The organism is Nostoc sp., assembly GCF_036919555.1.
Lineage (GTDB): Bacteria > Cyanobacteriota > Cyanobacteriia > Cyanobacteriales > Nostocaceae > Nostoc.
On sequence record NZ_JBALCS010000022.1, the window covers coordinates 21984 to 43171 of the forward strand.

Consider the following 21188-nt stretch of genomic DNA (forward strand, 5'->3'; position numbering starts at 1 on the left):
GCTCAGCGTCCCGTAAGGAAGGAGGCGTTTCCTAATCATAATAAGGTATATCATAGCCCCCTCTTCGCTTGCGGGGAGGGGGTTGGGGGTGGGGTTCTTGTACCTGACTCAACCGAGAACCGCTATAGTGAGTCCGCGAGCGTCATTACGAATTACAAACGGGAAAGAGGTTTGAAAACGGGAATTTTTTGTGAATTTGCGTAGGCAATTCAAGTTTGTCTAGCCGCGAATTCCATTGAGCAAAGCTGACGAATAAGTAATACCATTTCTGTATGAAGCTGCGCTAAATTAAAAAAAAGGTGCGTTTGGTTTAAACGTGATGGGTCTGAGATTGCAAGTCGAGATTAAAGAAAGCCTTGAAGAATTGGAAAAAGCCGTTAAATATGCGACAAAGGCAAGTAGCAAAGAGCGATTACAAATGCTCTACTGGCTTAAAAGTGGTCAAGTCACAAATCGGCAAGCGATGGCAAAACGTTTAGGACCAAATGAAGCAACCATAACTCGTTGGTTAAGAAAGTATAAAGACGAGGGACGAAGTGGGTTGCTATGTGTGAAACATGCGCCTGGTAAAAAATCTATAGTTAGTGGAGAAAACTTGGAACGGTTGAAACAGCGATTGGAGGAACCACAAGGATTTCACAGCTACAATCAGATTCAACAATGGCTGGAGAACGAACTGGGACTAAGGATCGCCTACAAAACGGTTTATCAGCTTGTACGCTATTCTTTAGGTGTCAAACTAAAAGTTCCTCGTCCCAAAAGTCGGAAACAACATCCGGAAAGTCAGTCTCACTTTCAAAAAAACTCCCTTTAGCACTCAAATTCTTGCAAGAAGAATTTGGAGAGGGTAAACGACTCAGATATATGTGCCAAGACGAAACCCGCCTGGGATTAAAGACTATTGCGGGACGTTTAATTACCACTCCCGGTGTAAAACCTATAGGTTTAAGTCAGTGGCAACGTGATAATTTTTACTTGTATGGTGTTGTTGAACCTTTAAGCGGATACAGTTTTTTCTACGAGTTTTCTCATCTTGACGGGGAAACAGTTTTCAGAGGTTTTTAGAGCTGCTGTCGGCAGAACTTGGCGAGGACGTTGCAGTTATCCAATTTGACCAAGGTTCATTTCACAGAATTAAAACCCTTGATTGTCCAGAAAATATTATACCGATTTTCCAACCACCCCACTCTCCAGAATTGAACCCAATTGAGAGGTTTTGGGAGTTTCTGAAGAGCAAACTACGATGGCAGAATTGTAAAACCCTTGCTCAACTGCGTCAGAAATTAGCTGAGGCGCTAGAAACTATTACACCAGAAGCAATTGTTTCTCTCACCTCTTACGACTTTATTCTTGAAGCTTTATTTAGCCCAGCTTCATAAAGAATTGGTATAACCCTCTTCTGTCACTCTCCGAAAACTTTTGCCATTTCTGAATTCTAGAGCTTTTGTATATGAAGCGATCGCGCGATTATTTTCTAATAACAAATACAAGACCAATTTTTTTCTAATAGTATAGCTTGTATTGATTGCCTCATGAGGCTTCTAGCGATCGCCCTCCCGGAAAGTGACAGAAGAGGGATAAGTGGGTCAAATTAAATATAAAACCTCACCCTGCCTCCGGCTTCCCTCTCCGAACTCCGGCTTCCCTCTCCTTACTAAGGAGAAGGATTGAGGGTGAGGTTTGATCTTATATTTAATTACGCCTACCTACTCAATCACTACAAACACAGGAGAAAATCATGGTTTATTCATCATTAAATCTCTCTGACCTCAACGGCAGTAACGGTTTCACTATCAACGGCATCGCGGGTGACGCTTCAGGTGAATCTGTCAGCAGTGCCGGAGATGTCAACGACGATGGCATCACTGACCTGATTATCGGGGCACCCGATGCCTCTCCCAACGGCTTCCAGTCAGGGCGGAGCTACGTGGTATTTGGCAAGAGAACAGGCTTTAGCCCCACTTTCAACCTTTCTAGCCTCAACGGCGCTAACGGTTTCACTATCAACGGCATCGCGGGTGACAACTTAGGCATTTCTGTCAGCAGTGCCGGAGATGTCAACGACGATGGCATCACTGACCTGATTATCGGGGCATATGGTGCCTCTCCCAACAGCTACCGCTCAGGGCAGAGCTACGTGGTATTTGGCAAGAGCACAGGCTTTAGCCCCACTCTCAATCTCTCAGACCTCAACGGCGCAAACGGCTTCACTATCAACGGCATCGCGGGTAAGAATTCAAGTTATTCTGTCAGCAGTGCCGGAGATGTCAATGGTGATGGCATCGCTGACCTGATTATCGGGGGATATGGTTTCGACCCGAATGGCGATTATTCTGGGCGGAGCTACGTGGTATTTGGCAAGAGCACAGGCTTTAGCCCCACTCTCAATCTCTCAGACCTCAACGGCGCTAACGGCTTCGCCATTAACGGCATCGCGGGTGACGGTTCAGGTGAATCTGTCAGCAGTGCCGGAGATGTCAACGACGATGGCATCACTGACCTGATTATCGGGGCATCTGGTGCCTCTCCCAACGGCTTCCAGTCAGGGCGGAGCTACGTGGTATTTGGCAAGAGCACAGGCTTTAGCCCCACTTTCAACCTTTTAGACCTCAACGGCGCTAACGGCTTCGCCATCAACGGCATCAAGAAAGAGGACTACTCAGGTGAATCTGTCAGCAGTGCCGGAGATGTCAACGGTGACGGCATCGCTGACCTGATTATCGGGGCATCTGGTGCCGACCCCAACGGCTATGATTCAGGGCAGAGCTACGTGGTATTTGGCAGGAGCACAGGCTTTAGCCCCACTTTCAACCTTTTAGACCTCAACGGCGCTAACGGCTTCGCTATCAACGGCATCAAGTCAGGTGACAACTCAGGCATTTCTGTCAGCAGTGCGGGAGATGTCAACTCAGACGGCATCACTGACCTGATTATCGGGACACCAAATGCCGACCCCAACGGTTATGATTCAGGGCAGAGCTACGTGGTATTTGGCAAGAGCACAGGCTTTAGCCCGACTTTCAACCTTTTGAACCTCAACGGCGCTAATGGCTTCGCCATCAACGGCATCGTGGGTTCCGGTTCAGGTTTTCCTGTCAGCAGTGCCGGAGATGTCAACGGTGACGGCATCGCTGACCTGATTATCGGGGCACCTAATGTCTACCTCAACGGCGACTCGTCCCCGTCGGGGCAGAGCTACGTGGTATTTGGGGGGAAAAATATCGGTAGGGGCAGCACCAATAACCTGACGGGAACTGCTGGTACAGATACTCTTGTACGTACAAGTGGAAACAACATAATCGACGGCAAAGCTGGTAATGATACCCTGACAGGCAACGGTGGTCAAGATAAGTTTATTATTCGTCCAGGCGATGGCAATGACATTATCACCGATTTTGCTGGCGTAGGTAAAGGCTCAAATCCATTAGAGGCTGTGACTCTCAAAGCAGCAGTAATTAACAATGTTGATACACTGCAATTTACAGGTAACGGCTTGACTGCCCAAAATCTGCAACTCACTGAAAATGGTAACAACTTAGAAGTCACCTTTGAAAATGTGGCATCCACCAAAGTAACTCTGCAAAACTTCCTCTTAGAAAATCTGGATAATCTACCAGCAAATTCTTCACGAGAAGCAATTGGTAATATCCTATTTGATGGGCAAACCAGGATTGCCGACAGCTTTGATGTGATTAATGCCAATTCGACTCAAACGCGCATTTTCAATAAAAACACTGTCACTTTCCTGAATGACTTAAACAATAATATTGTCGGTTTTGACAACTCTAATGATGTGATTAATGGTCAAGGGGGTAATGACATCATTAATGGCTTAAGTGGCAATGACCTGTTGCGGGGCGGTAGTGGCGATGATATTCTCATCGGTGGAGAAGGTAATGATACTCTTGTGGGTGGTGTCGGCAATGATATTCTCGTTGGTGGTATAGGTGCTGACAGATTCCTTTACAACACCGATGCTGCTTTTGACCTGACTGCTGTTGGTGTAGATACCATTAGCGACTTCAACTGTTGCCAAGGTGACAAGATTGTACTAGATAAGACTACTTTTAGTGCAATTACCTCTGGTGCGGGAACAGGTTTTAATAACTTGAGTGATTTTCAAGTCACGAATTCACCAGAGACTAGCACAGCGAAAATTGTCTACGACGGTGTGAGTGGGCAATTGTTCTACAACGAAAACGGCGATGCCGCGGGTTTTGGTAGCGGTGGTCTATTTGCAACTCTAACTGGTGCGCCGACTCTCACCGCATGTGATTTTGTGCTGCAAGCGTAGTTTGTCTAAAATACCGAATTCCAAGCTGGAAACAGCAAACGTCTTGGCGGAAATAGCAAACGTCTTGGCGGAAATAGCAAACGTCTTGGCGGAAATAGCAAACGCCTTCGCGGAAACAGCAAACGTCTTGGCGGAAATAGCAAATGCCTTGGCGGAAACAACAAACGCCTTGGCGGAAGCAGCAAATGCCTTGGCGGGAGCTTTGAAACGAATCCTTTACTAAGCTAATGAGTATTTATAGCAGTTTGCAGTTGAGTCCAATACAGACCTAACCCCCAACTCCAAGCGTATTGCTCTAAAGCTGACAAATTGCTTTTAAAACTTGTAGCAACTGACTTGAACGCTCTCTTTCCATTAAATTTAATTCTGGCAACAGATAATAAATAGGCGGATTTCCTTGTTCAATATAAACAAGCTGATAACTTCTACCATTAGTCGTTAATCCCCAAACTGATTTTTGATTATCTAAATTTTTATAAGCGTATGTGAGTAACTGAGGTAAACCTGTTGATATATCAATCTGACTATTTTTAGATTCAATTAACAGTACCCAGAAATATATTTTAGGTTTTGTATGTTTAGCTTTACTAATAGCTAAAATATCAAATCTTCCTTTAATTTTGATATCTTCATCTTCAACTTCAATATCAGCAATATTCTCCTCCAAAACAATCTCGATAGGATAGCGATAAAAACCAGCTAATCTTAATAAAGGCGCAACTGCAAGAAACTTTACTTGACCTTCAGAAACTTTGCCTGCTGTAAGGTAGCGTCGAAAGTCATTTCTAATTTGCAGAAGTTCTTGTTGTTCGACTTCGAGGAGAGGTTCTAGAGATAAGTAGTTAGAAAATGAGTCCCTGTATTGTTCTTGAAAGCCAAACAGACGCTGAACTTCTTCTAAGGATAAATTACGAGCGTTGAGAATTGTCATATATTTTTGCTTGATTAAGGTGCAACCCAATCCAAATTCCCTATATAAAACCTATCTTAACCCTTGGTTGACTGACCAGCTTCGTTAGGCTACAACGAAAAAGATTTGTCATTTAATCAAATATTAACCTACAGCAAAATTATAGTCGCAGCTTTTTAGAAGGGCGAGCGCTTCATCCAGAATTATTCATCAAGCCGTTGGCGAAAGATGCAATAGTGGTTGATATGATGATTGAAATTCATGCTGATCATAGTTTTGGTGAAGTGTATTGCGATCGGATTAATTCGTAATTCGTAATTGTTTTAAAAGTATTGGGCAAATAGAATTCCCTACTAGGGACTTCCAAATAAAAAAATATCCCATCGCTTTTAGGGCAGGGGGCAGGGAGCTCTTAGCTGGGGGAGAGAAAATCGTTAAGATTTAAGTGAAATTGGATAATTTATTTCTTGGAAGTCCCCTACACAAACGTACTCCTTTAGAGAACTCGTTGGCGTGAGCTAATAACTCATGACTGGAAGTCACGAGTGGCGTAGGGCAGAAATCAAATACTCTCTGTGCGTCCCCGTGTAAGCGCGTAAGAGTTTCTATTCATTCAACTACCTCATTCACAGGGAATCTATCAATCAACTGCATCGCCCGATAGGCATTGCGTTGGAAAGAGTCTGGCAAATGGGGAACGTGGGGTATTTGCGATAATAAATCCAACGTCCGCCGTAAAATTCTCACCACATCGCCTTCATCCAAGGTGGTGTTCTCGCAGAGTTGTGTCCACTCCATTCCTAGCGCCCATTGTTCTACGATCGCAATTAACTCAAACTCCAACCATATAGGCAAAGCTACGTTATAACGCCGTTGTAGTTGGAACATTTGGCGGCGAATTCCCTGCAATTTTTTCAAGGCTTCTGTCACTTCATTACTGAGGTCAAAGTTAACCTTGCTATCTGGACGAGGCGTTTCCATCACCAAAGCTGCTGCTGCTGCTGCTAAATGCTGCGGATCTAAATTGCCCAATTCACCACTAGCAAATACTAAACCCAGCCACAATTCATTCTCACCTCGAATGGCGGCAGCGATTCGCCCTAATACTGTCGGTACTAAGTTATCCAAACCGCCAAAGTGTTGCAGAATTGAGATTAAATTCAGAAACTCTTCCCAATGACGTTGTGACTGTTGCTCTACTTGCCCTTGCAAATGTTCAAGTTCGGCTTCTAGTTCGACATAGCGGGCCCGGCGCTTGAAAAGCGTTGCAGCATTGCCTGATTCATGTAGGGGATGAGCTTCTAATTGCTCTTGGACGGCGGTAGTGCGACTGAGTTGTTCTGCTACTTCTGGTGCCAGATGCAAAGATTCTATCGGATCAGGAATACGTCCAGCGATCGCAAATGTTTCTTCATTGCCACGGCGCGACTGTCCTGGTTTCAAAGGCATCTCTGGCGGTGGTAGTACATCGGGCGGCACCTCAACTCGTGGGAGTTCGGCATACAAATCGACTACATCCCCTGTCGTTGCTACATACCAGCGATTATCATGTCCCAAGCATACCAAGTAAGGAGCTTGACCAGAACCTGGCGATTTTCCCACTAACACTGCGGTTACGGGTGAAGACACTGTGATATTTTTGCCCTTGAGACTCAACAGAGTTCCTGACACTGCAAAGTCCAACATCATCCCCAATTCTTCTTGTCGGTCTGACTGTGCTTGCTCTTGCAGGGTTTTCAATATCTGGCGTTCCACTTTCAGGCGTTGCCGCAATTTCTCATAAACAGCCAGTTCATTTTCATCAACTGCGACGATTTGCTCATGAAGTTGAGCTAATTGTGTTTGCAGTTCGGCAATCTCATCGTATTCTGGTCTTAAATGCAAGGTGGCCATGTACTGCCCAAAACTGCGCTCTATCAGTTCCCTGGTTTGCTCTAGGGTATGGGTTTGCAGCAAATTGAGTACCATGCCATAACTGGGCGTAAACTGGCTTACAAGGGGATCAGGCTTGGATGTTCCCAAATACGCCGCTTCTTTGGCTCCTTCAAAGGGAGTTTGGACTGTCACCACATGACCTTGTTTATCCATCCCCCGACGGCCTGCCCGTCCTGCCATTTGCAAGAATTCCGAAGCGTTCAACAGGCGGTGTCCAGTGTCGGTACGCTTGGAAAGGGTAGAAATTACCGTTGTCCGGGCGGGCATATTAATTCCCGCCGCCAGTGTCTCGGTGGCGAATACGACTTTAATCAGCCCTTGCTGAAATAGTTCTTCTACCAGTGCTTTCCAAGCAGGCAAAATTCCGGCGTGGTGGGCAGCAATTCCCCGGTACAGGGGTGCAATTTGTCCAGAACGTCCGGCATCGGGATTGCGCGCTAAAAAGTCATCAATCTGTTCCCGTAAAATTTGGGACTCTTCACTATTTACCAGCCATAAATCACCTACTTCCGCCACTGCTTTATCACATCCCCGGCGACTGAAGATAAAGTAAATCGCTGGTAACATATCCCGTTGCTCTAACTGGCTGAGGGTAAAAATTATGCCAGGAGCCTCAGGTCTTCCACTTCTCCCCTTCTCCCTTTCTCCCCCTCTCCCCTTCTTTTTCTGAAGGCGGGGGTTAATTTTAGTTTTGCTATCATTCAGCAGGGGAAATAACCCTTTGGGATTGCAAAAGTGAAATTCCAAGGGGACTGGACGAAAATCGGAGTAAATCAGGTCAGTTGGGCCGTGAACCCGATTTAGCCAGTCAGTGAGTTGATCGCTATTGGCAACGGTTGCTGAAAGGGCTGCTAGTTGCACTTCACGGGGACAATAGATGATTGATTCTTCCCAAACTGTACCGCGCTGGCGATCGTTCATGTAGTGGCACTCATCAAGTATCACCGCTTCAACGTCTACTAATGAGATGCCGACTTGCCCAATGGGTGTGCCATAGAGCATATTTCGGAAAATTTCGGTGGTCATCACCAAAATCGGTGCGTCCCTGTTAATGGAAGCATCTCCAGTTAACAGTCCGACTTGATCAAACCCAAATTTTTCTCGAAAGTCACGTAATTTTTGATTCGACAGCGCCTTCAGGGGAGTCGTGTAAAATACGCGTTTTCCTCGCACTAGGGCGCGATAAATAGCATATTCCCCGACTAATGTTTTGCCCGAACCTGTGGGCGCACAAACGACTACCGAGCGTCCGGCGTTTAGGGACGCGATCGCTTCTTTTTGAAACTGATCCAGTTCAAAGGGAAATATAGTCCCTAAGTCAAGTTCTGGAGACGGTGCAGGATAATTCACTCAATCACATTTGCAACCAGATTGTTTACTATACTAACGAGTCTTTTGTCAACTTCGTAATTGGGGATTGGGGATTGGGGATTGGGGATTGGGCATTGGAGATTGGGGATTGGGCATTGAGGATTGGGCATTGGGCATTGAGGATTGGACATTGGGTATTGAAAAACTCTTCCTGAGTCTTCATTTCCCATGCGCTATGTCCCATGCCCCATTTCTTATTTTCCCAGTTCTTGCGATCGCTCTGTGGCAGCTTTGACTGCTTCAATTAAAGCGGAACGAAATCCTGCCTGTTCTAGTTTGGCAATCCCCGCAATGGTTGTACCGCCGGGACTGGTAACACGATCTTTGAGTTCTGCTGGGTGCAGTTTGGTTTCCTGCAACAGTTTCGCTGTTCCCAGTACGGTTTCCAAGGCTAGTTGATTGGCAATTGCTCTAGGTAAACCTGCGGCTACTCCGCCATCAGCAAGTGCTTCTACCAACAGCGCCACGTAAGCTGGTCCGCTACCAGATAGCCCTGTGACTGCATCCATCAGCGCTTCTGACACTTCCACTACTTCGCCTACAGCAGAAAAAACTTGCTGTGCTATTTCGTGGTGCTTGGGGCTGGTGTATGCACCTGAACAAATCGCGGTAATTCCTGCTCCCACAATTGCTGGGGTGTTGGGCATTGCTCTAATCACTGGCAATTGCACAAATGCAGCTTCTAGCTGACTTAAAGGTACACCCGCCAAGATGGAAATGATCAGGGGTGAGTGTTCTGTATTCAGAATATCAATATCTGCTAGTTCTTGAGCGATCGCGCTAAATACCTGCGGTTTCACTGCCAAAAAGACAACTTCTTTTGCTTGGGTGAAAACCTGGCTATTATCTGTCGTCACAGCAACATCATATTGCTGTTTTAAAAAATCTAGGCGTGAAGATAGCGGTTCGCTAACTATGACTTCTGAGGATTGATAAATTCCACGCGCAATAAGGCGGGATAAGAGCGCTTCTCCCATTACCCCGCCACCAATTAAACCAAATTTTATAGTCATTGATTATTCGTCATTCGTCATAGGAATCCCTGTACGTTTACGTCAGGGAGAATGTCAAGGAGCTAATAACTTATAACTAGAGTCACGAGTCTGCGGCTTGTAGAAATCAAAACCCAGGACAAATGACAAAGGACAAAGGACTAACAACTAATTTAACTTTATTGTAAATTCAAAGACTTTAAGAACCCTTCTCCCAAAGGGAGAGACTAACGCCAACGTCTACACGTAGATTTAGTTTCAGACGGGGATTTAAACCCCGACTGAAACTCTCTTTTTTACGAGATGCTGCACCAACAATTTTGAATTTTGAATTGTTATTGTGCCATCCGGTTAGTTTCGTTACCCCAGGTTTGATTTGAAGAACCTGTCGGACGAGAGGGACGTGCTGGCGGTTGTGGTACTTCATGAAGAACGCCACCTTGGGTACTAACTTGGACACAGCTTGGCGTAAACAAAAAGATGCTCTCGCCAATGCGCTCTTGATGTCCATCTAGTGCGTAAGTACCACCCGCAACAAAATCTACTGCTCGTTGAGCTTGATCTGGGTCCATGATTGTCAGATTTAATACTACTGACTTGCGTTCTCGCAACGCTTGAATTGCCTGGGGCATTTCTTCAAAGGTGCGTGGTTCGAGTACTAAAACTTCCGAAATTCCGTTAATTGCTCCTGGCATACCAATCACATTCCCCATTGGCTTTGAACCTGCTGCTATATCATCTCCCATTGTAGGCACTGGTTCCCGCCAGCGTCGATTTTGAGCGGTTGCGCTCTCTTGTGCTGCTGGTTGGGGATTTTCTTGCTGATACAGATTTTGGTAATTATTATCTGTTTCTGGTTCTTCTTCGTAATACTCATATTCCACTTGCTCATTTAGACCCACAAAGTCTCTGAGTTTGGAAAAGATATTGTTCATTGTCTCTGTACTCTCCTGATGCGAATAGCCTGCATTGACTTGGCTTAAGATTGATTGAGTAGGAGCGATCGCTACATCGGTGGATACTTCAGCAAATCTATTGCTATTTGTAGCCTATACTACGGGTTTTGGCGATGAACTGACACTTATTGGAAAGGTCTGTGCATCGCCTAAACATAATAAGGAGCCAAGATTATATCCTAAGGTTTGTCCGAAGGAAAGTTCTTTATACCCCATTTTCCCTTGGCGATTACTCTTGTCAATACTATATCCTTTGTTTCCAATTGCACCAGTCTGTGACAAAATTCTTGTGATCAAACTCTCAGCTTCTATTAATACTGACCTGCAAGGTTGATGAACAATAGGCTAAGAGCGATCTTTTAATAAATATTGGGCAAATATAATTCGCTACTACACAAGCTCTCGTCCACCGACCTGGACTCATGCAAAATCAAGGGCTTGCTAACCCACGTTTGCCTTCTAGTCGTCTGGCGAGTCATAAATTAGACTTGACAAACATCCTCTAACGGACTTCCAAATAAAAAAATACTCAACTACTTCTTGTGGGGTGGGCAGCGCTCAGTCGAACGCTGCCCACCCCACAAGATTGGATAATTTATTTGTTGGAAATCCCTAAGAGCGATCGCCAAACAATATGGTTCCTAATCGTACCATCGTTGCGCCTGCTTGCACTGCCAGTTCATAGTCGTTTGACATACCCATAGACAGCTGCTGCATTTTAATCTCCGACCAGTTTTGCTCCTGGATTTCTTTTGCCAGTTCACGATTGAGATTAAACACACTTAAAATTTCGGAATCATTTAATCCTGAAGGGGGAATTGTCATCAAACCTTGAATTTGTAAATTTTTGTATTGATTGAGTGTGGGTAAATCAGCCAACAGTTCTGGTACACTCCAACCAGACTTGTTAGGATCTGGGAGAATTTTCACTTGCAGGCAAACCTGGGGACTCACTCCTAGCTGTTGCGCCAATTCATCTAAACGCTGTGCCAGCTTCAAATTATCGACGGAGTGAATCCAATGGAATTGTTCGATGGCTTTTTTGGCTTTATTGCCTTGCAAATGTCCAATAAAGTGCCAGGTAATATCCGGTAAGTCTTGCAACTCGGCTTGTTTATTGGCGGCTTCTTGGATACGACTCTCCCCAAAATCACGAATCCCTGCGGAGTATGCAGACCGAATGGCCTGGGCAGAAACTTGCTTGCTAACAGCAATCAATCGGACTGAAGTTGGCAGTGAGGAGCGAATGGAAACAATACGTTCGGAAATCGAACTGCTCATTGGAAGGTGCGTTGGAAAACACTCTGAAGCTGATCGTACTCCTGAGATTGTCCACTGCGCCGCAGGGTACGTAAGCGATTTTCCAACATCATTCTAGCCTCAGTACGTCCTAGAGACTGGAATTTAACACCTTTAACGTCATTTGTTACCAAAAAAAATAAGCGCTGGGCATAAAGTGTGGTAAACAAATCCTGGTTCTCATCAACCATAGAGATTTTGTAGAGTAACCCCCAAGTTGGATGGTTTATGTAAGTTTCTGCGTTTTCTGGATTCATTTAAGAGTCAAGGTGTAGTCAAGGTGGGAGTATGTATATCTTTTCGCAGTGAATTCCAAACATTCAGACGATAATAACTTCCTTTCGCCAGAATATTTGCTTAAAATACAAAACTGCGGTTATGAAGACCTTGATCTAGTTTCTAATGGGCAGATGAAGCTAGTGGTAGTGAGGCGAAATGGTACAACAGAAGCCGCGAAGCGTAGATTGAGAGAGTAGAGGCTGGTTGATAAACATCACCATCTACTTTGGTGACTTCAATTTATCAATCTGTGGAGAGAAGGCACAAAATAGTCCTGATCCTCTTGTCGAAAGTTCGGCGTGGCAAGGAAAAACACCCTTTTGAAGTTCCCAATGGCAATAGCGAACTTTTCAACTTGTTTCTATATTGCCACAAATGTCGCCTAATGGCGCAAAATAGCTAATTTGACTGGGGAGTGGAGAGTAAGAGTGGGAGTGGGTACAGAAAAAAATTATACTCTATTGATTATTTCTTTGCGTAAGAACGTCTGTCTGTGCGTTCTCTTCGTCAATATAAACTTGAGGGGTTTGGAATATTGCTACAAACCGCCTCAACAATGAATTTACATTTGACCAAATAATAGTAGTGGTACGTAGTTAAAAATGCTTTTTTGATTTCGGATATCTTCTAGACATGATTAATCGCGTGTATCTAACATAAGTTATACTCGCTATCAGCCTTCTTCAATCTTAGTACACCAAGTTTCCACTACCGCGCAACTGACGCAAAGAATTTATACACAATGGACAGTCACATTTAAATAACTTGATTGCAGCATCGCTTTCCTCGTCAGTAAAATTCAACATGGCAATATTCTGATCTGATACTGATGTAACAATGGTTGAGGAACGTGTAGATGAGGCATAGGGTTGCTTTCTCTCTGAATCTCGAATACACACAAAATCTGTTCCACCATGTGGGTTAGTGATACAGGTACGACCGTCTTGTGTGTGCATTAATCGCTGAGTAATACTACTACTAGCATGGGCAGGATGAAATACTGCCAGGGTAGACATCAGCGACACAAAAATTGAGGAAGTGGAAAGCAAATTCAGGATAATTTTTTTGTTCATAGATTCCTTGAGAAAATGGTCTACTAGTTTAGGGTATTCGATTCACTTTCAAACTTCAAGTGAATTTCCTCTAACAATAGCTAGCTTGACACTTTTTACCCAAAGAAGTTCCATATCTACACAGTTTGATCGCAAATTTAGATGTGTATAAATAAACATAACACCCAGAACCCCGACTTTTCGCCAGAAGTGCGCTTCTATATCCTGAGCGTCTTATGTTTAATTAAGTTGATCTACTTTCCTGGTTAAAGTCTGCGTAGACGCGTGGCGGTAGCGAGTCAGACATCACTCCGTTAAAATTACCCTATTGAAGCTTTTGCATCCCCTGATCATAGTATTCTGACGGTTGATCGGTATTTGTGGTGGCTGGTGATAAACATTCTAGCTAGGACTCGTGAACAGCCAGCTTGAAATAGTTTGCAATAACAGCCAAGCATTTAAACTGCCGATAACAATCGCAACTAACCACGATAAAATCTGCAACCACAAAGGATTGACAAACTCACCCATTAAGCGTTTATTACTTGTAAACATCACCAACGGCACTACGGCAAATGATAGCTGTAAACTCAAAATAACTTGGCTGAAAATTAGTAAGCCACCTGTACTCTTTTCTCCCAAAAGCATAATTGAAATTAATGCTGGGATAATCGCAATTAATCTAGTTAATAACCTACGTAACCAAGGTTTCAGACGCAGATTTAAAAAGCCTTCCATGACAATTTGCCCTGCTAAGGTGGCGGTAAGGGTTGAACTTTGTCCAGAAGCAAGTAATGCCACGCAAAAAATTGCGCTAGCGGCATTCACACCCAATAAGGGAGAGAGCAATTTATAAGCATCTTGAATTTCTGCCACATCCTGATAACCAGAAAAATGAAACGTGGCAGCAGCAATAATCAAAATTGCTGAGTTGATAAACAAGGCGAAACATAAAGCAACTGTACAATCGATTGTGCTAAACTTAATAGCTTCCCATTTCTTTTGGGATGTTGATTCCCAATCCCGCGTCTGCACGATTGATGAGTGCAGATACAAGTTGTGTGGCATCACCGTTGCCCCCAAAATGCCAATAGCAATGTAGAGCATTTCTGGATTCTGCACAATTTCTATTTTGGGAACATACCCTAATAAAACTCCTCCCAAATCAGGATGCGAAAAGATGATTTCCGCTGAAAAGCAGATGCCTACAGTTGCTACCAACAAGATTACCAAAGCTTCTGTATAGCGAAAGCCTTTGTTTTGTAGCAGTAACAATACAAATACATCTAGGGCTGTTATACACACCCCCCAACTCAGGGGAATGCCAAAAAGCAGTTGCAGCGCGATCGCACTTCCCAAAACTTCCGCTAAGTCACAAGCTGCGATCGCTATCTCACAAAGTACCCATAACCCAAAGTTGACGCGGGGACTGAAGTGATCTCGACAAGCCTGCGCTAAATCTCGCCCCGTTGCTACTCCCAAGCGCACACACAGCGATTGCATTAAAATCGCCATCAAGTTGGAAAGCATAATCACCGTTAGCAACGCATAACCAAATTTAGCCCCGCCAGCTAAATCAGTCGCCCAGTTACCAGGGTCCATATACCCTACAGATACGAGATATCCTGGCCCTCCATAAGCCAGCATCTTGCGCCAGATGCTTTTGGTGTTAGGAATTTTAATGCTGCGGTGAACTTCAGGTAGGCTGGGCTTCCTGATGGGTTTTTCTGGAAAGGGCATTTGTTTACACTCTCAATTTTTCATAATTCTGTCATAATTTCTAAAAAAACTGAGAAGAATAGGTACTTATATTCAGATTACAAATTTTGATATCCACTAAATATTAGTAGAAAGATTCAACAATCAACCTTAATTTTGTATTGATATAGATTCTCGTTCTTAAATTATAAACTTGTAAAAACTTCTTTTTTTGATTACATTTGATCACAGGCTCATATATCAAGTAATTTACTAGCCTCAACAGATAAAATGAAGCAAAAAGTACATTTAGAATCTTCAGGTTGTTCCAACTGTGAACATGAGCATCACGAGAATCATAACCATGCTCATGATGAGAATCATAACCATGGCCACAATCACGGTGGAGAATTGAATCTCAAAAATGAGGTATTGCCTTTGGTAGTGATTTTAAGTTTATATGCGCCTGGTGTAATTTTTGAAAATCAATTACACAATACATTCTACTCAATAGGTGAATATCTGCTTTTCATCCCTGCCTATTTATTAAGTGGATGGAGTGTTTTAAAAACTGCTGGGCGCAATATACTCAAAGGCAGAGTATTTGATGAAACATTTTTGATGGCAGTAGCGACATTAGGGGCGATCGCAATTCATAAATTACCTGAAGCTGTCGGAGTCATGTTATTTTACAAAATTGGGGAATTGTTCCAAGATATTGCCGTTAGTCGTTCCCGTAATTCTATTAAAGCTTTATTGGAAGTACGCCCAGATTATGCCAATATCCAAATAGAGGGAGAACTCAAGAAAGTATCCCCAGAAAAAGTAAACATTGGGGATGTTATTGTTGTAAAGCCTGGAGAAAAGATTCCCTTAGATGGCGAAATTATAGATGGGAATTCGCAAGTTGATACATCTGCATTAACCGGGGAATCTATGCCGCGAACAGTGAGGCTAGGAGAAACAGTTTTGGCTGGGATGATCAACAAAATTGGTGTTCTCAGAATTAGAGTAACAAAACTCTTTGATGAATCTTCTATTGCTAAGATTTTAGACTTGGTGCAAAATGCTAGAAGTAAAAAAGCAGAAACAGAAAAGTTTATTACTAAATTTGCCCGATATTACACGCCAATCGTAGTTTTTACGTCTCTAGCAGTTGCAGTATTACCTCCTTTATTAATTTCTGGTGCAACTACTTCCGAATGGGTTTATCGTGCCCTAATTTTACTAGTTATCTCTTGTCCGTGTGGACTGGTTATCAGTATTCCATTAGGTTACTTTGGAGGTATAGGAAATGCTGCTAAACGCGGTATTTTGGTTAAAGGCTCTACTTTTTTAGATACTTTAAATGCAGTCAATACAGTTGTTTTTGATAAAACTGGAACGTTAACTAAAGGGGTATTTAAAGTAGCAAAAGTAGTACCATTAAATGGCTTTAATCAACAAGAATTACTGCAATTAGCTGCCAAAGTAGAATCGCACTCCAATCATCCCATCGCTCAATCTATCTGCAAGGCATATGGTGGAAAAATTGATGAATTTGAGGTGAGAGATTATGAAGAGATAGCAGGTTATGGAATTAGAGCTAAGGTTGAAAATAGGGTAGTGATAGCGGGAAGCGATCGCCTATTAGATAAAGAGAAGATTGCTCATGATAATTGCCTAGTAGAAGGAACAGTTATTCATCTAGCAGTGGATGACATTTACGCTGGATATATAGTCATTGCTGATGAACTAAAAGAAGATGCAAGACTTGCTATTCAAACACTCAAGCAAATGGGTGTAGAGAGAACAGTAATGTTAACAGGAGATAATCAAGCGATCGCTTCCCGGATTGCTCAACAGCTTGGCATAGATACCTATGAAGCAGAGTTATTACCTGAAGAAAAAATTAATGCCATTGAGAAATTAATCAGCACCGCCGGCAAGCATGGTAAAGTTATCTTTGTTGGGGATGGCATTAATGATGCGCCAGTGATTGCTAGAGCAGATGTTGGTATGGCAATGGGCGGCTTAGGTTCAGATGCAGCAATAGAAACTGCCGATATTGTGATTATGACAGATGCACCGTTAAAAGTGGCAGAAGCAATCCAAATAGCCAGAAAAACCCGCAAAATTGTTTGGCAAAATATTGGCTTTGCTTTAGCAATTAAAGGTGTATTTATTGGATTGGGTATTTTAGGTATAGCAACAATGTGGGAAGCTGTTTTTGCTGATGTTGGAGTAGCTTTACTGGCAATTTTAAATGCAACTAGAGCAATGAAATAAAAAAATTTTAAAATCGGGAATCCATAATTGGGAATTTGTAGTAGTTAAAATTGAAGAGTAAGGAGTTATTTCTTTAACGCTTCTTACTCATATTCTGCTACCCCAAATAGAACCCATGAATTCATCAATCAAAGGCATTGCTACAGCTACTTTAGCTTTACTGCTAAACTATTCAGCAAACCCAGCCTTTGCACTACTCCAGAAAATCAATCATCCAGTTACTGTTACTAAATTGCAACCATTAATAGACACCTTGATTGTTCCTGGGGAAAGAGTGGGGCCGATTACACGCACAACCACTAAACAAGATTTAGTCAAGCTGTTTGGCGCATCCCATCTTTTTGATAAAACCATTTCGGGTGCTGAAGGAATTGGTAGTTTTGCAGCTACTCAGGTAAACCTAAATCAGGGGCGATGTCTAATGTTCTAACATTAAAGTTAAAGAGGGAGATTTGTTATCAGCAACTTGTATAGGACTCATATCTGATTTTTGAACAAGATTTCGGATAAAACCCTGATCAAACGGGATTTTCAGTCTCAGTATGTTTTCAGAAATCAAATCGGATTCCTATATAACAAGAGATGGCAGACTCAACAATACATCTATTCGCATTTCGGGAATTGAAAATATTGATGGATTATTGACGTTTAATAATCCCAGCAATTCTAGTAGCTGGATGCCTAAGCCAGGAAGTCGCTAGATATTTTTATTTAAAATAGTGCAACGCTAAATATTCAGTTTTCATTATCAGGCGATCGCATTCCTCACCCACCGCATGAGAAACCAAACTTTTACTAACGGTTATGCATTACTCATTGGCGTAGGTGCTGATTTACCTGTCATTGTCAAAGATGCAACGGCCATAGGAGATATACTGATTGATGGCGATCGCATCCACCAGATCCTAAAGTATCATCCAAACCCCAATGCTACGATGCAATCATGAGTTAATAAAACTTTTATGAGCTTAGTTATTCCAGACGAACTTCTCAAAATCAGTGGTCTTTCAGAACAAGAATTATGGCAGGAAATCGTAATTTTGCTTTTTCAGCAAGATAAAATTAGCATCGGCAAAGCCAGCAAATTAGTTGGAATGAATCAACTAAAATTTCAAAAGATACTAGCTAATCGCGGTATTTGCGTACACTATGATGTGGCTGAATTTGAAGAAGACCTCCAGCACTTGCGTGAAAAAGGCTGGCTATGATTGTAGTCAGTGACACGTCGCCATTGAGCAGTTTAGCCATCGTTGGGTATATATCTCTTTTGCGGCAGATATACAACACAGTAATAATTCCTGAAGCAGTTGCTAATGAATTAGCAAACACAAGTGATGAAGATGAACGAGTAACAGCCGTACTTTCTTTGGATTGGATTGAAATTCGACAAGCTACTGATCAATAAGTAGTTGCAAGGCTTCAAAATGAACAAAGACTTGATTTAGGTGAATCGGAAGCAATAGCCCTGGCGCTCGAACTCAATGCAGACGAGTTACTTATTGACGAACGGCTTGGTAGAAGAGAAGCCACTAAATTAGGAGTCCCAATTACCGGATTATTAGGGATTCTCTTGGTAGCCAAGCATAGAGGTTTAATTCCTATTGTCAAACCAGTGATAGATGATTTAATGACTGAAGCGGGTTTTCGAGTCAGCATTCAGCTTTATACTGAGATTTGGAAGGCAGCAGGAGAATATTAGTAGCATATAAATCAAATGCGATGTCTGGCGATAAGCCCTCCGGGTGACGCTCGATGACTCGCTACCGCAGTCGCCTACAGAGGGAAACCCTCCTGCAACGCTGCCTCACCATTTCACGTTTAGACACCTCTCCACTAGTTATAGATCAATACGGTTCAGTTAGAGCCAAAAACCTTAACACACGTAGGTTGGGTTGAGGAACGAAACCCAACATTTTGCAGGGTTTGTTGGGTTTCACTTCGTTCAACCCAACCTACAATTATCCTTAACTGAACTGTATTGAGTTATAGAGTATAAAAGGCGATCGCATTCCTCACCCACCGCATGACAAACCAAACTTTTACCAACGGTTATGCATTACTTTTTGGCGTAGGTGCTGATTTACCAGTCACTGTCAAAGATGCAACGGCTATACGAGATATACTGATTGACCCAAGTCGCGCCGCCTATCCACCAGAACAAGTCACACTGCTTGACGCACTTCAGGCAGAATTTGACATCCGCAGCGAGAAGTTTAAGCAGATGAAAAAAGCTGTAGCTATTGAGGCTGGTACGGCAGTCAAGTTTCAATTAGAACAGCAGCTTCTTGATGAAGAGACAAAACTAGCACATCTTAGCGATGAACTGGATAAAATTGAGTCTGCATTGCAATCATCAGACTTATGTAAATATACAGTTATTTGGCTGATGTAAATCAGGATTTCCTAACCCAGACAACAAGAAAAACAGAAACATCCAGTTAATTGGTATTTGTTTATACTATTTCAATTTTTTGTAGTCGTTATACTCATGACTTAGGTTCTACCTGGGAATTAGGAAGTGGCTTTGCCACTTCTTTTTATTGATCTCCTAGCCCAGTAATAAATTAAAAATTAAAAGTAATTTCGTTGAACTTTTAACTTTTATTAATTGTTATAGTATTTGACAAAATACCTGCTACATCTATGTTAGTAGGGGCGTGCAACTGTACGCCTCTACAACCGATTCATTTCTTACAAAGATAGTTGACAATGCTATGATTTCGTGTCAGTTTAATTGACCAAGCAGTTTGACGGAATTATAGCTATATAGACATGATACTAATCATTACTCATTGTATCTTGCCATCTCTCACGCTTGGGCTTACTCTCCACATCGCGCGATCGCGCTTCTTGCCAAGTCCCCCACATTAGGGATTGCTGTTTTTCAACATGGTTAATAAACTGCATGATTGATTGATCTGCTTTGATGGGAGTTTTCAAATCAAACTTGATTGTTTGGACAATCTTGATGTCACCCATGAGAAAGTATTTACCTGTAATCTTAGTCAGCCATAGCACAACTCGATTGCATAACCAACCAAAAAATCCTTTACGTTTTTTAGTAATCAACAGGATTTGACCTTCAGCTTTTCCGCCTTCGTGGAGGCGAACTGCAAACATCGTGTGGACATGGAAGAAATCGGGGCCAAGTGTCACAATGCCAATGCTACCGTACCAATAGCAAATACTGTAAGTTATAGCATTTTTGTAGAAAAGAGGGATGAGCTTAATGAAAAAGGAATTGTCTTTGATGGGTGTAATATTACTGAAGATAATTGCATTCTCGTTCAGTTCCTCTCTTTCAAAAATAATTTCTATTGGCAGTTTGTGAACTGCATTGACGTGTTGAGCATCAATCGCATTAATCATCACCACATTGGGGTGACAGTTCATCAGAAAATGAGAAGAGATGGCGACATCATACTCTTTTTGTTCCAACTCTGGAACAAAAGGTAGGGGTTGTTGTGGTATTTCTCCAGTCCAAACCCAAATCATTCCATACTTCTCAGCAGTAGGCCAAGTTTGTAACTTTAAGGAAAGCGGCGTATCTAAACATGGGATATCAATACACATCCCTTCAGCATCAAACTTCCAGTGGTGGAAAAAACAACGTAGTGCATTACCCTCAACTTTACCTTCAGCAAGATGAGCGCCCATATGTGGACAGTAGGCATCAAAGATAACTAATCTTTTGTCTTTACCACGGTAAATCACTAATTCTCTACCCAAAATCGTGACAGGTTTTACTTCACCCACCCGCAGATTTTGAGAGGGTATTACCCAATACCATCCCTCAATAAAATGCTCTGGATTATTAAAATTTTTAGGTTTACGGGTTGAGCTAAAAGTCTGCGAGTTGAGATTCATTTTTATGGTTTCACTTGAAGTGAAGCAGTTAATCTAGAAGTAACATGGAAACTTTAAAAAAACAGTTACTTTCAGTACCATGACAAACAGTTAACCTCTCTATTTGGGATAAGCCACGGTGTACACACAAGTCACATCGCTTCTCTAACGAGACGCTGCGCGAACGCTCCGAATTCAAAATTCACGCATTCAAAATTCAAAATTAATAATCCCCATAAATAAATTTAGGGGCAAGTCAACGGACGCCCTATTTCTCACGCCGCGCCT

General features: G+C 42.7%; 22 protein-coding genes and 1 pseudogene. 13 read left to right on the forward strand and 10 right to left on the reverse strand.

Translation table 11 applies throughout. The features are described 5' to 3' along the window. Positions 1-319: 319 nt before the first annotated feature. The 5 genes from V7K36_RS07765 (at position 320) to V7K36_RS07785 (ending at position 4517) form a co-directional block, all read left to right on the forward strand. Positions 320-814 (forward strand): helix-turn-helix domain-containing protein, encoded by a 495-nt coding sequence (locus tag V7K36_RS07765; RefSeq protein ID WP_335114601.1) that lies wholly within the window; start codon positions 320-322, stop codon positions 812-814. Between the two features lie 11 nt (positions 815-825). Then, positions 826-1065: a hypothetical protein gene (locus V7K36_RS07770; protein WP_335114603.1), complete on the forward strand. Its 240-nt coding sequence runs from the start codon at positions 826-828 to the stop codon at positions 1063-1065. Between the two features lie 38 nt (positions 1066-1103). After that, on the forward strand, positions 1104-1379 hold the full coding sequence (locus V7K36_RS07775) for a transposase (RefSeq protein ID WP_335114733.1): 276 nt from the start codon (positions 1104-1106) through the stop codon (positions 1377-1379). Positions 1380-1738: 359 nt separating this feature from the next. Beyond that, positions 1739-4294: a beta strand repeat-containing protein gene (locus V7K36_RS07780; protein ID WP_335114605.1), complete on the forward strand. Its 2556-nt coding sequence runs from the start codon at positions 1739-1741 to the stop codon at positions 4292-4294. A gap of 1 nt (position 4295) precedes the next feature. Next, entirely contained in the window at positions 4296-4517 is a 222-nt protein-coding gene (locus V7K36_RS07785; protein WP_335114607.1) for a hypothetical protein, read from the forward strand. Positions 4518-4589: 72 nt separating this feature from the next. Here V7K36_RS07785 and V7K36_RS07790 read toward each other — a convergent pair whose 3' ends face one another. Then, positions 4590-5225, reverse strand: a complete 636-nt coding sequence (locus tag V7K36_RS07790) for a restriction endonuclease subunit R (RefSeq protein ID WP_335114609.1) — start codon at positions 5223-5225, stop codon at positions 4590-4592. Positions 5226-5389: 164 nt separating this feature from the next. Between V7K36_RS07790 and V7K36_RS07795 the strand changes: the two are divergent. After that, positions 5390-5515 (forward strand): annotated as a pseudogene (locus V7K36_RS07795) (glycerate kinase); the annotation flags it as partial. 298 nt (positions 5516-5813) lie between these two features. Here V7K36_RS07795 and V7K36_RS07800 read toward each other — a convergent pair. The 8 genes from V7K36_RS07800 to V7K36_RS07835 form a co-directional block, all read right to left on the reverse strand. Next, positions 5814-8489 (reverse strand): DEAD/DEAH box helicase, encoded by a 2676-nt coding sequence (locus V7K36_RS07800; protein WP_335114611.1) that lies wholly within the window; start codon positions 8487-8489, stop codon positions 5814-5816. 28 nt (positions 8490-8517) lie between these two features. Then, positions 8518-8694, reverse strand: a complete 177-nt coding sequence (locus V7K36_RS07805; protein WP_335114613.1) for a hypothetical protein — start codon at positions 8692-8694, stop codon at positions 8518-8520. 10 nt (positions 8695-8704) lie between these two features. Then, entirely contained in the window at positions 8705-9523 is an 819-nt protein-coding gene (proC, locus tag V7K36_RS07810; protein WP_334942665.1) for a pyrroline-5-carboxylate reductase, read from the reverse strand. Between the two features lie 314 nt (positions 9524-9837). Then, the gene (locus tag V7K36_RS07815; protein WP_334942664.1) at positions 9838-10437 is read right to left on the reverse strand and encodes a cell division protein SepF; all 600 of its coding nucleotides are present in this window, start codon (positions 10435-10437) and stop codon (positions 9838-9840) included. A gap of 633 nt (positions 10438-11070) precedes the next feature. Next, a complete protein-coding gene (locus V7K36_RS07820) occupies positions 11071-11739 on the reverse strand; it encodes a YggS family pyridoxal phosphate-dependent enzyme (protein WP_335114615.1) in 669 nt (222 codons plus the stop codon). Continuing rightward, the gene (gene pipX, locus V7K36_RS07825; protein WP_334830588.1) at positions 11736-12014 is read right to left on the reverse strand and encodes a transcriptional coactivator PipX; all 279 of its coding nucleotides are present in this window, start codon (positions 12012-12014) and stop codon (positions 11736-11738) included. Before pipX ends, V7K36_RS07820 begins: the two co-directional genes overlap by 4 nt. A 711-nt stretch (positions 12015-12725) precedes the next feature. Further along, complete coding sequence (locus V7K36_RS07830; RefSeq protein ID WP_334830586.1) at positions 12726-13109, reverse strand: hypothetical protein; 384 nt, start codon at positions 13107-13109, stop codon at positions 12726-12728. 381 nt (positions 13110-13490) lie between these two features. Next, positions 13491-14828 (reverse strand): Nramp family divalent metal transporter, encoded by a 1338-nt coding sequence (locus tag V7K36_RS07835; RefSeq protein ID WP_335114617.1) that lies wholly within the window; start codon positions 14826-14828, stop codon positions 13491-13493. A 249-nt stretch (positions 14829-15077) separates the two neighbouring features. Here V7K36_RS07835 and V7K36_RS07840 point away from each other — a divergent pair, with 249 nt between their 5' ends. The 7 genes from V7K36_RS07840 (at position 15078) to V7K36_RS07870 (ending at position 19446) form a co-directional block, all read left to right on the forward strand. Next, positions 15078-17054 carry a heavy metal translocating P-type ATPase gene (locus tag V7K36_RS07840; protein ID WP_335114619.1) on the forward strand — a complete coding sequence of 659 codons (1977 nt, stop codon included), beginning with the start codon at positions 15078-15080 and terminating at the stop codon, positions 17052-17054. Positions 17055-17169: 115 nt separating this feature from the next. Then, positions 17170-17484 carry a hypothetical protein gene (locus tag V7K36_RS07845; protein WP_335114621.1) on the forward strand — a complete coding sequence of 105 codons (315 nt, stop codon included), beginning with the start codon at positions 17170-17172 and terminating at the stop codon, positions 17482-17484. Positions 17485-17830: 346 nt separating this feature from the next. Then, positions 17831-18001: a hypothetical protein gene (locus V7K36_RS07850; RefSeq protein ID WP_335114622.1), complete on the forward strand. Its 171-nt coding sequence runs from the start codon at positions 17831-17833 to the stop codon at positions 17999-18001. 15 nt (positions 18002-18016) lie between these two features. Then, complete coding sequence (locus tag V7K36_RS07855) at positions 18017-18262, forward strand: UPF0175 family protein (RefSeq protein WP_335114624.1); 246 nt, start codon at positions 18017-18019, stop codon at positions 18260-18262. Continuing rightward, positions 18259-18459 (forward strand): hypothetical protein, encoded by a 201-nt coding sequence (locus V7K36_RS07860; RefSeq protein WP_335114626.1) that lies wholly within the window; start codon positions 18259-18261, stop codon positions 18457-18459. The genes V7K36_RS07855 and V7K36_RS07860 overlap by 4 nt, the downstream gene beginning before the upstream one ends. A 141-nt stretch (positions 18460-18600) precedes the next feature. Then, positions 18601-18753: a DUF3368 domain-containing protein gene (locus V7K36_RS07865; protein WP_335114735.1), complete on the forward strand. Its 153-nt coding sequence runs from the start codon at positions 18601-18603 to the stop codon at positions 18751-18753. Between the two features lie 324 nt (positions 18754-19077). Continuing rightward, positions 19078-19446, forward strand: a complete 369-nt coding sequence (locus tag V7K36_RS07870; protein WP_335114628.1) for a hypothetical protein — start codon at positions 19078-19080, stop codon at positions 19444-19446. A 386-nt stretch (positions 19447-19832) separates the two neighbouring features. Here the strand turns inward: V7K36_RS07870 and V7K36_RS07875 are convergent, their stop codons facing one another. Then, positions 19833-20921 (reverse strand): aromatic ring-hydroxylating dioxygenase subunit alpha, encoded by a 1089-nt coding sequence (locus tag V7K36_RS07875; RefSeq protein WP_335114629.1) that lies wholly within the window; start codon positions 20919-20921, stop codon positions 19833-19835. Positions 20922-21188 lie beyond the last annotated feature (267 nt).

Excerpts from the sequence above, each read along its gene's own strand:
- V7K36_RS07875 (WP_335114629.1), bottom strand. The coding sequence starts at position 20,921 with ATGAATCTCAACTCGCAGACTTTTAGCTCAACCCGTAAACCTAAAAAT.
- V7K36_RS07790 (WP_335114609.1), bottom strand. The coding sequence starts at position 5,225 with ATGACAATTCTCAACGCTCGTAATTTATCCTTAGAAGAAGTTCAGCGT.
- V7K36_RS07840 (WP_335114619.1), top strand. The coding sequence starts at position 15,078 with ATGAAGCAAAAAGTACATTTAGAATCTTCAGGTTGTTCCAACTGTGAA.
- V7K36_RS07830 (WP_334830586.1), bottom strand. The coding sequence starts at position 13,109 with ATGAACAAAAAAATTATCCTGAATTTGCTTTCCACTTCCTCAATTTTT.
- V7K36_RS07815 (WP_334942664.1), bottom strand. The coding sequence starts at position 10,437 with ATGAACAATATCTTTTCCAAACTCAGAGACTTTGTGGGTCTAAATGAG.
- V7K36_RS07780 (WP_335114605.1), top strand. The coding sequence starts at position 1,739 with ATGGTTTATTCATCATTAAATCTCTCTGACCTCAACGGCAGTAACGGT.
- V7K36_RS07835 (WP_335114617.1), bottom strand. The coding sequence starts at position 14,828 with ATGCCCTTTCCAGAAAAACCCATCAGGAAGCCCAGCCTACCTGAAGTT.
- V7K36_RS07845 (WP_335114621.1), top strand. The coding sequence starts at position 17,170 with ATGAATTCATCAATCAAAGGCATTGCTACAGCTACTTTAGCTTTACTG.
- V7K36_RS07860 (WP_335114626.1), top strand. The coding sequence starts at position 18,259 with ATGATTGTAGTCAGTGACACGTCGCCATTGAGCAGTTTAGCCATCGTT.
- V7K36_RS07765 (WP_335114601.1), top strand. The coding sequence starts at position 320 with ATGGGTCTGAGATTGCAAGTCGAGATTAAAGAAAGCCTTGAAGAATTG.
- pipX (WP_334830588.1), bottom strand. The coding sequence starts at position 12,014 with ATGAATCCAGAAAACGCAGAAACTTACATAAACCATCCAACTTGGGGG.
- V7K36_RS07850 (WP_335114622.1), top strand. The coding sequence starts at position 17,831 with ATGAGAAACCAAACTTTTACTAACGGTTATGCATTACTCATTGGCGTA.
- V7K36_RS07820 (WP_335114615.1), bottom strand. The coding sequence starts at position 11,739 with ATGAGCAGTTCGATTTCCGAACGTATTGTTTCCATTCGCTCCTCACTG.
- proC (WP_334942665.1), bottom strand. The coding sequence starts at position 9,523 with ATGACTATAAAATTTGGTTTAATTGGTGGCGGGGTAATGGGAGAAGCG.
- V7K36_RS07805 (WP_335114613.1), bottom strand. The coding sequence starts at position 8,694 with ATGGGACATAGCGCATGGGAAATGAAGACTCAGGAAGAGTTTTTCAAT.
- V7K36_RS07870 (WP_335114628.1), top strand. The coding sequence starts at position 19,078 with ATGACAAACCAAACTTTTACCAACGGTTATGCATTACTTTTTGGCGTA.
- V7K36_RS07855 (WP_335114624.1), top strand. The coding sequence starts at position 18,017 with ATGAGCTTAGTTATTCCAGACGAACTTCTCAAAATCAGTGGTCTTTCA.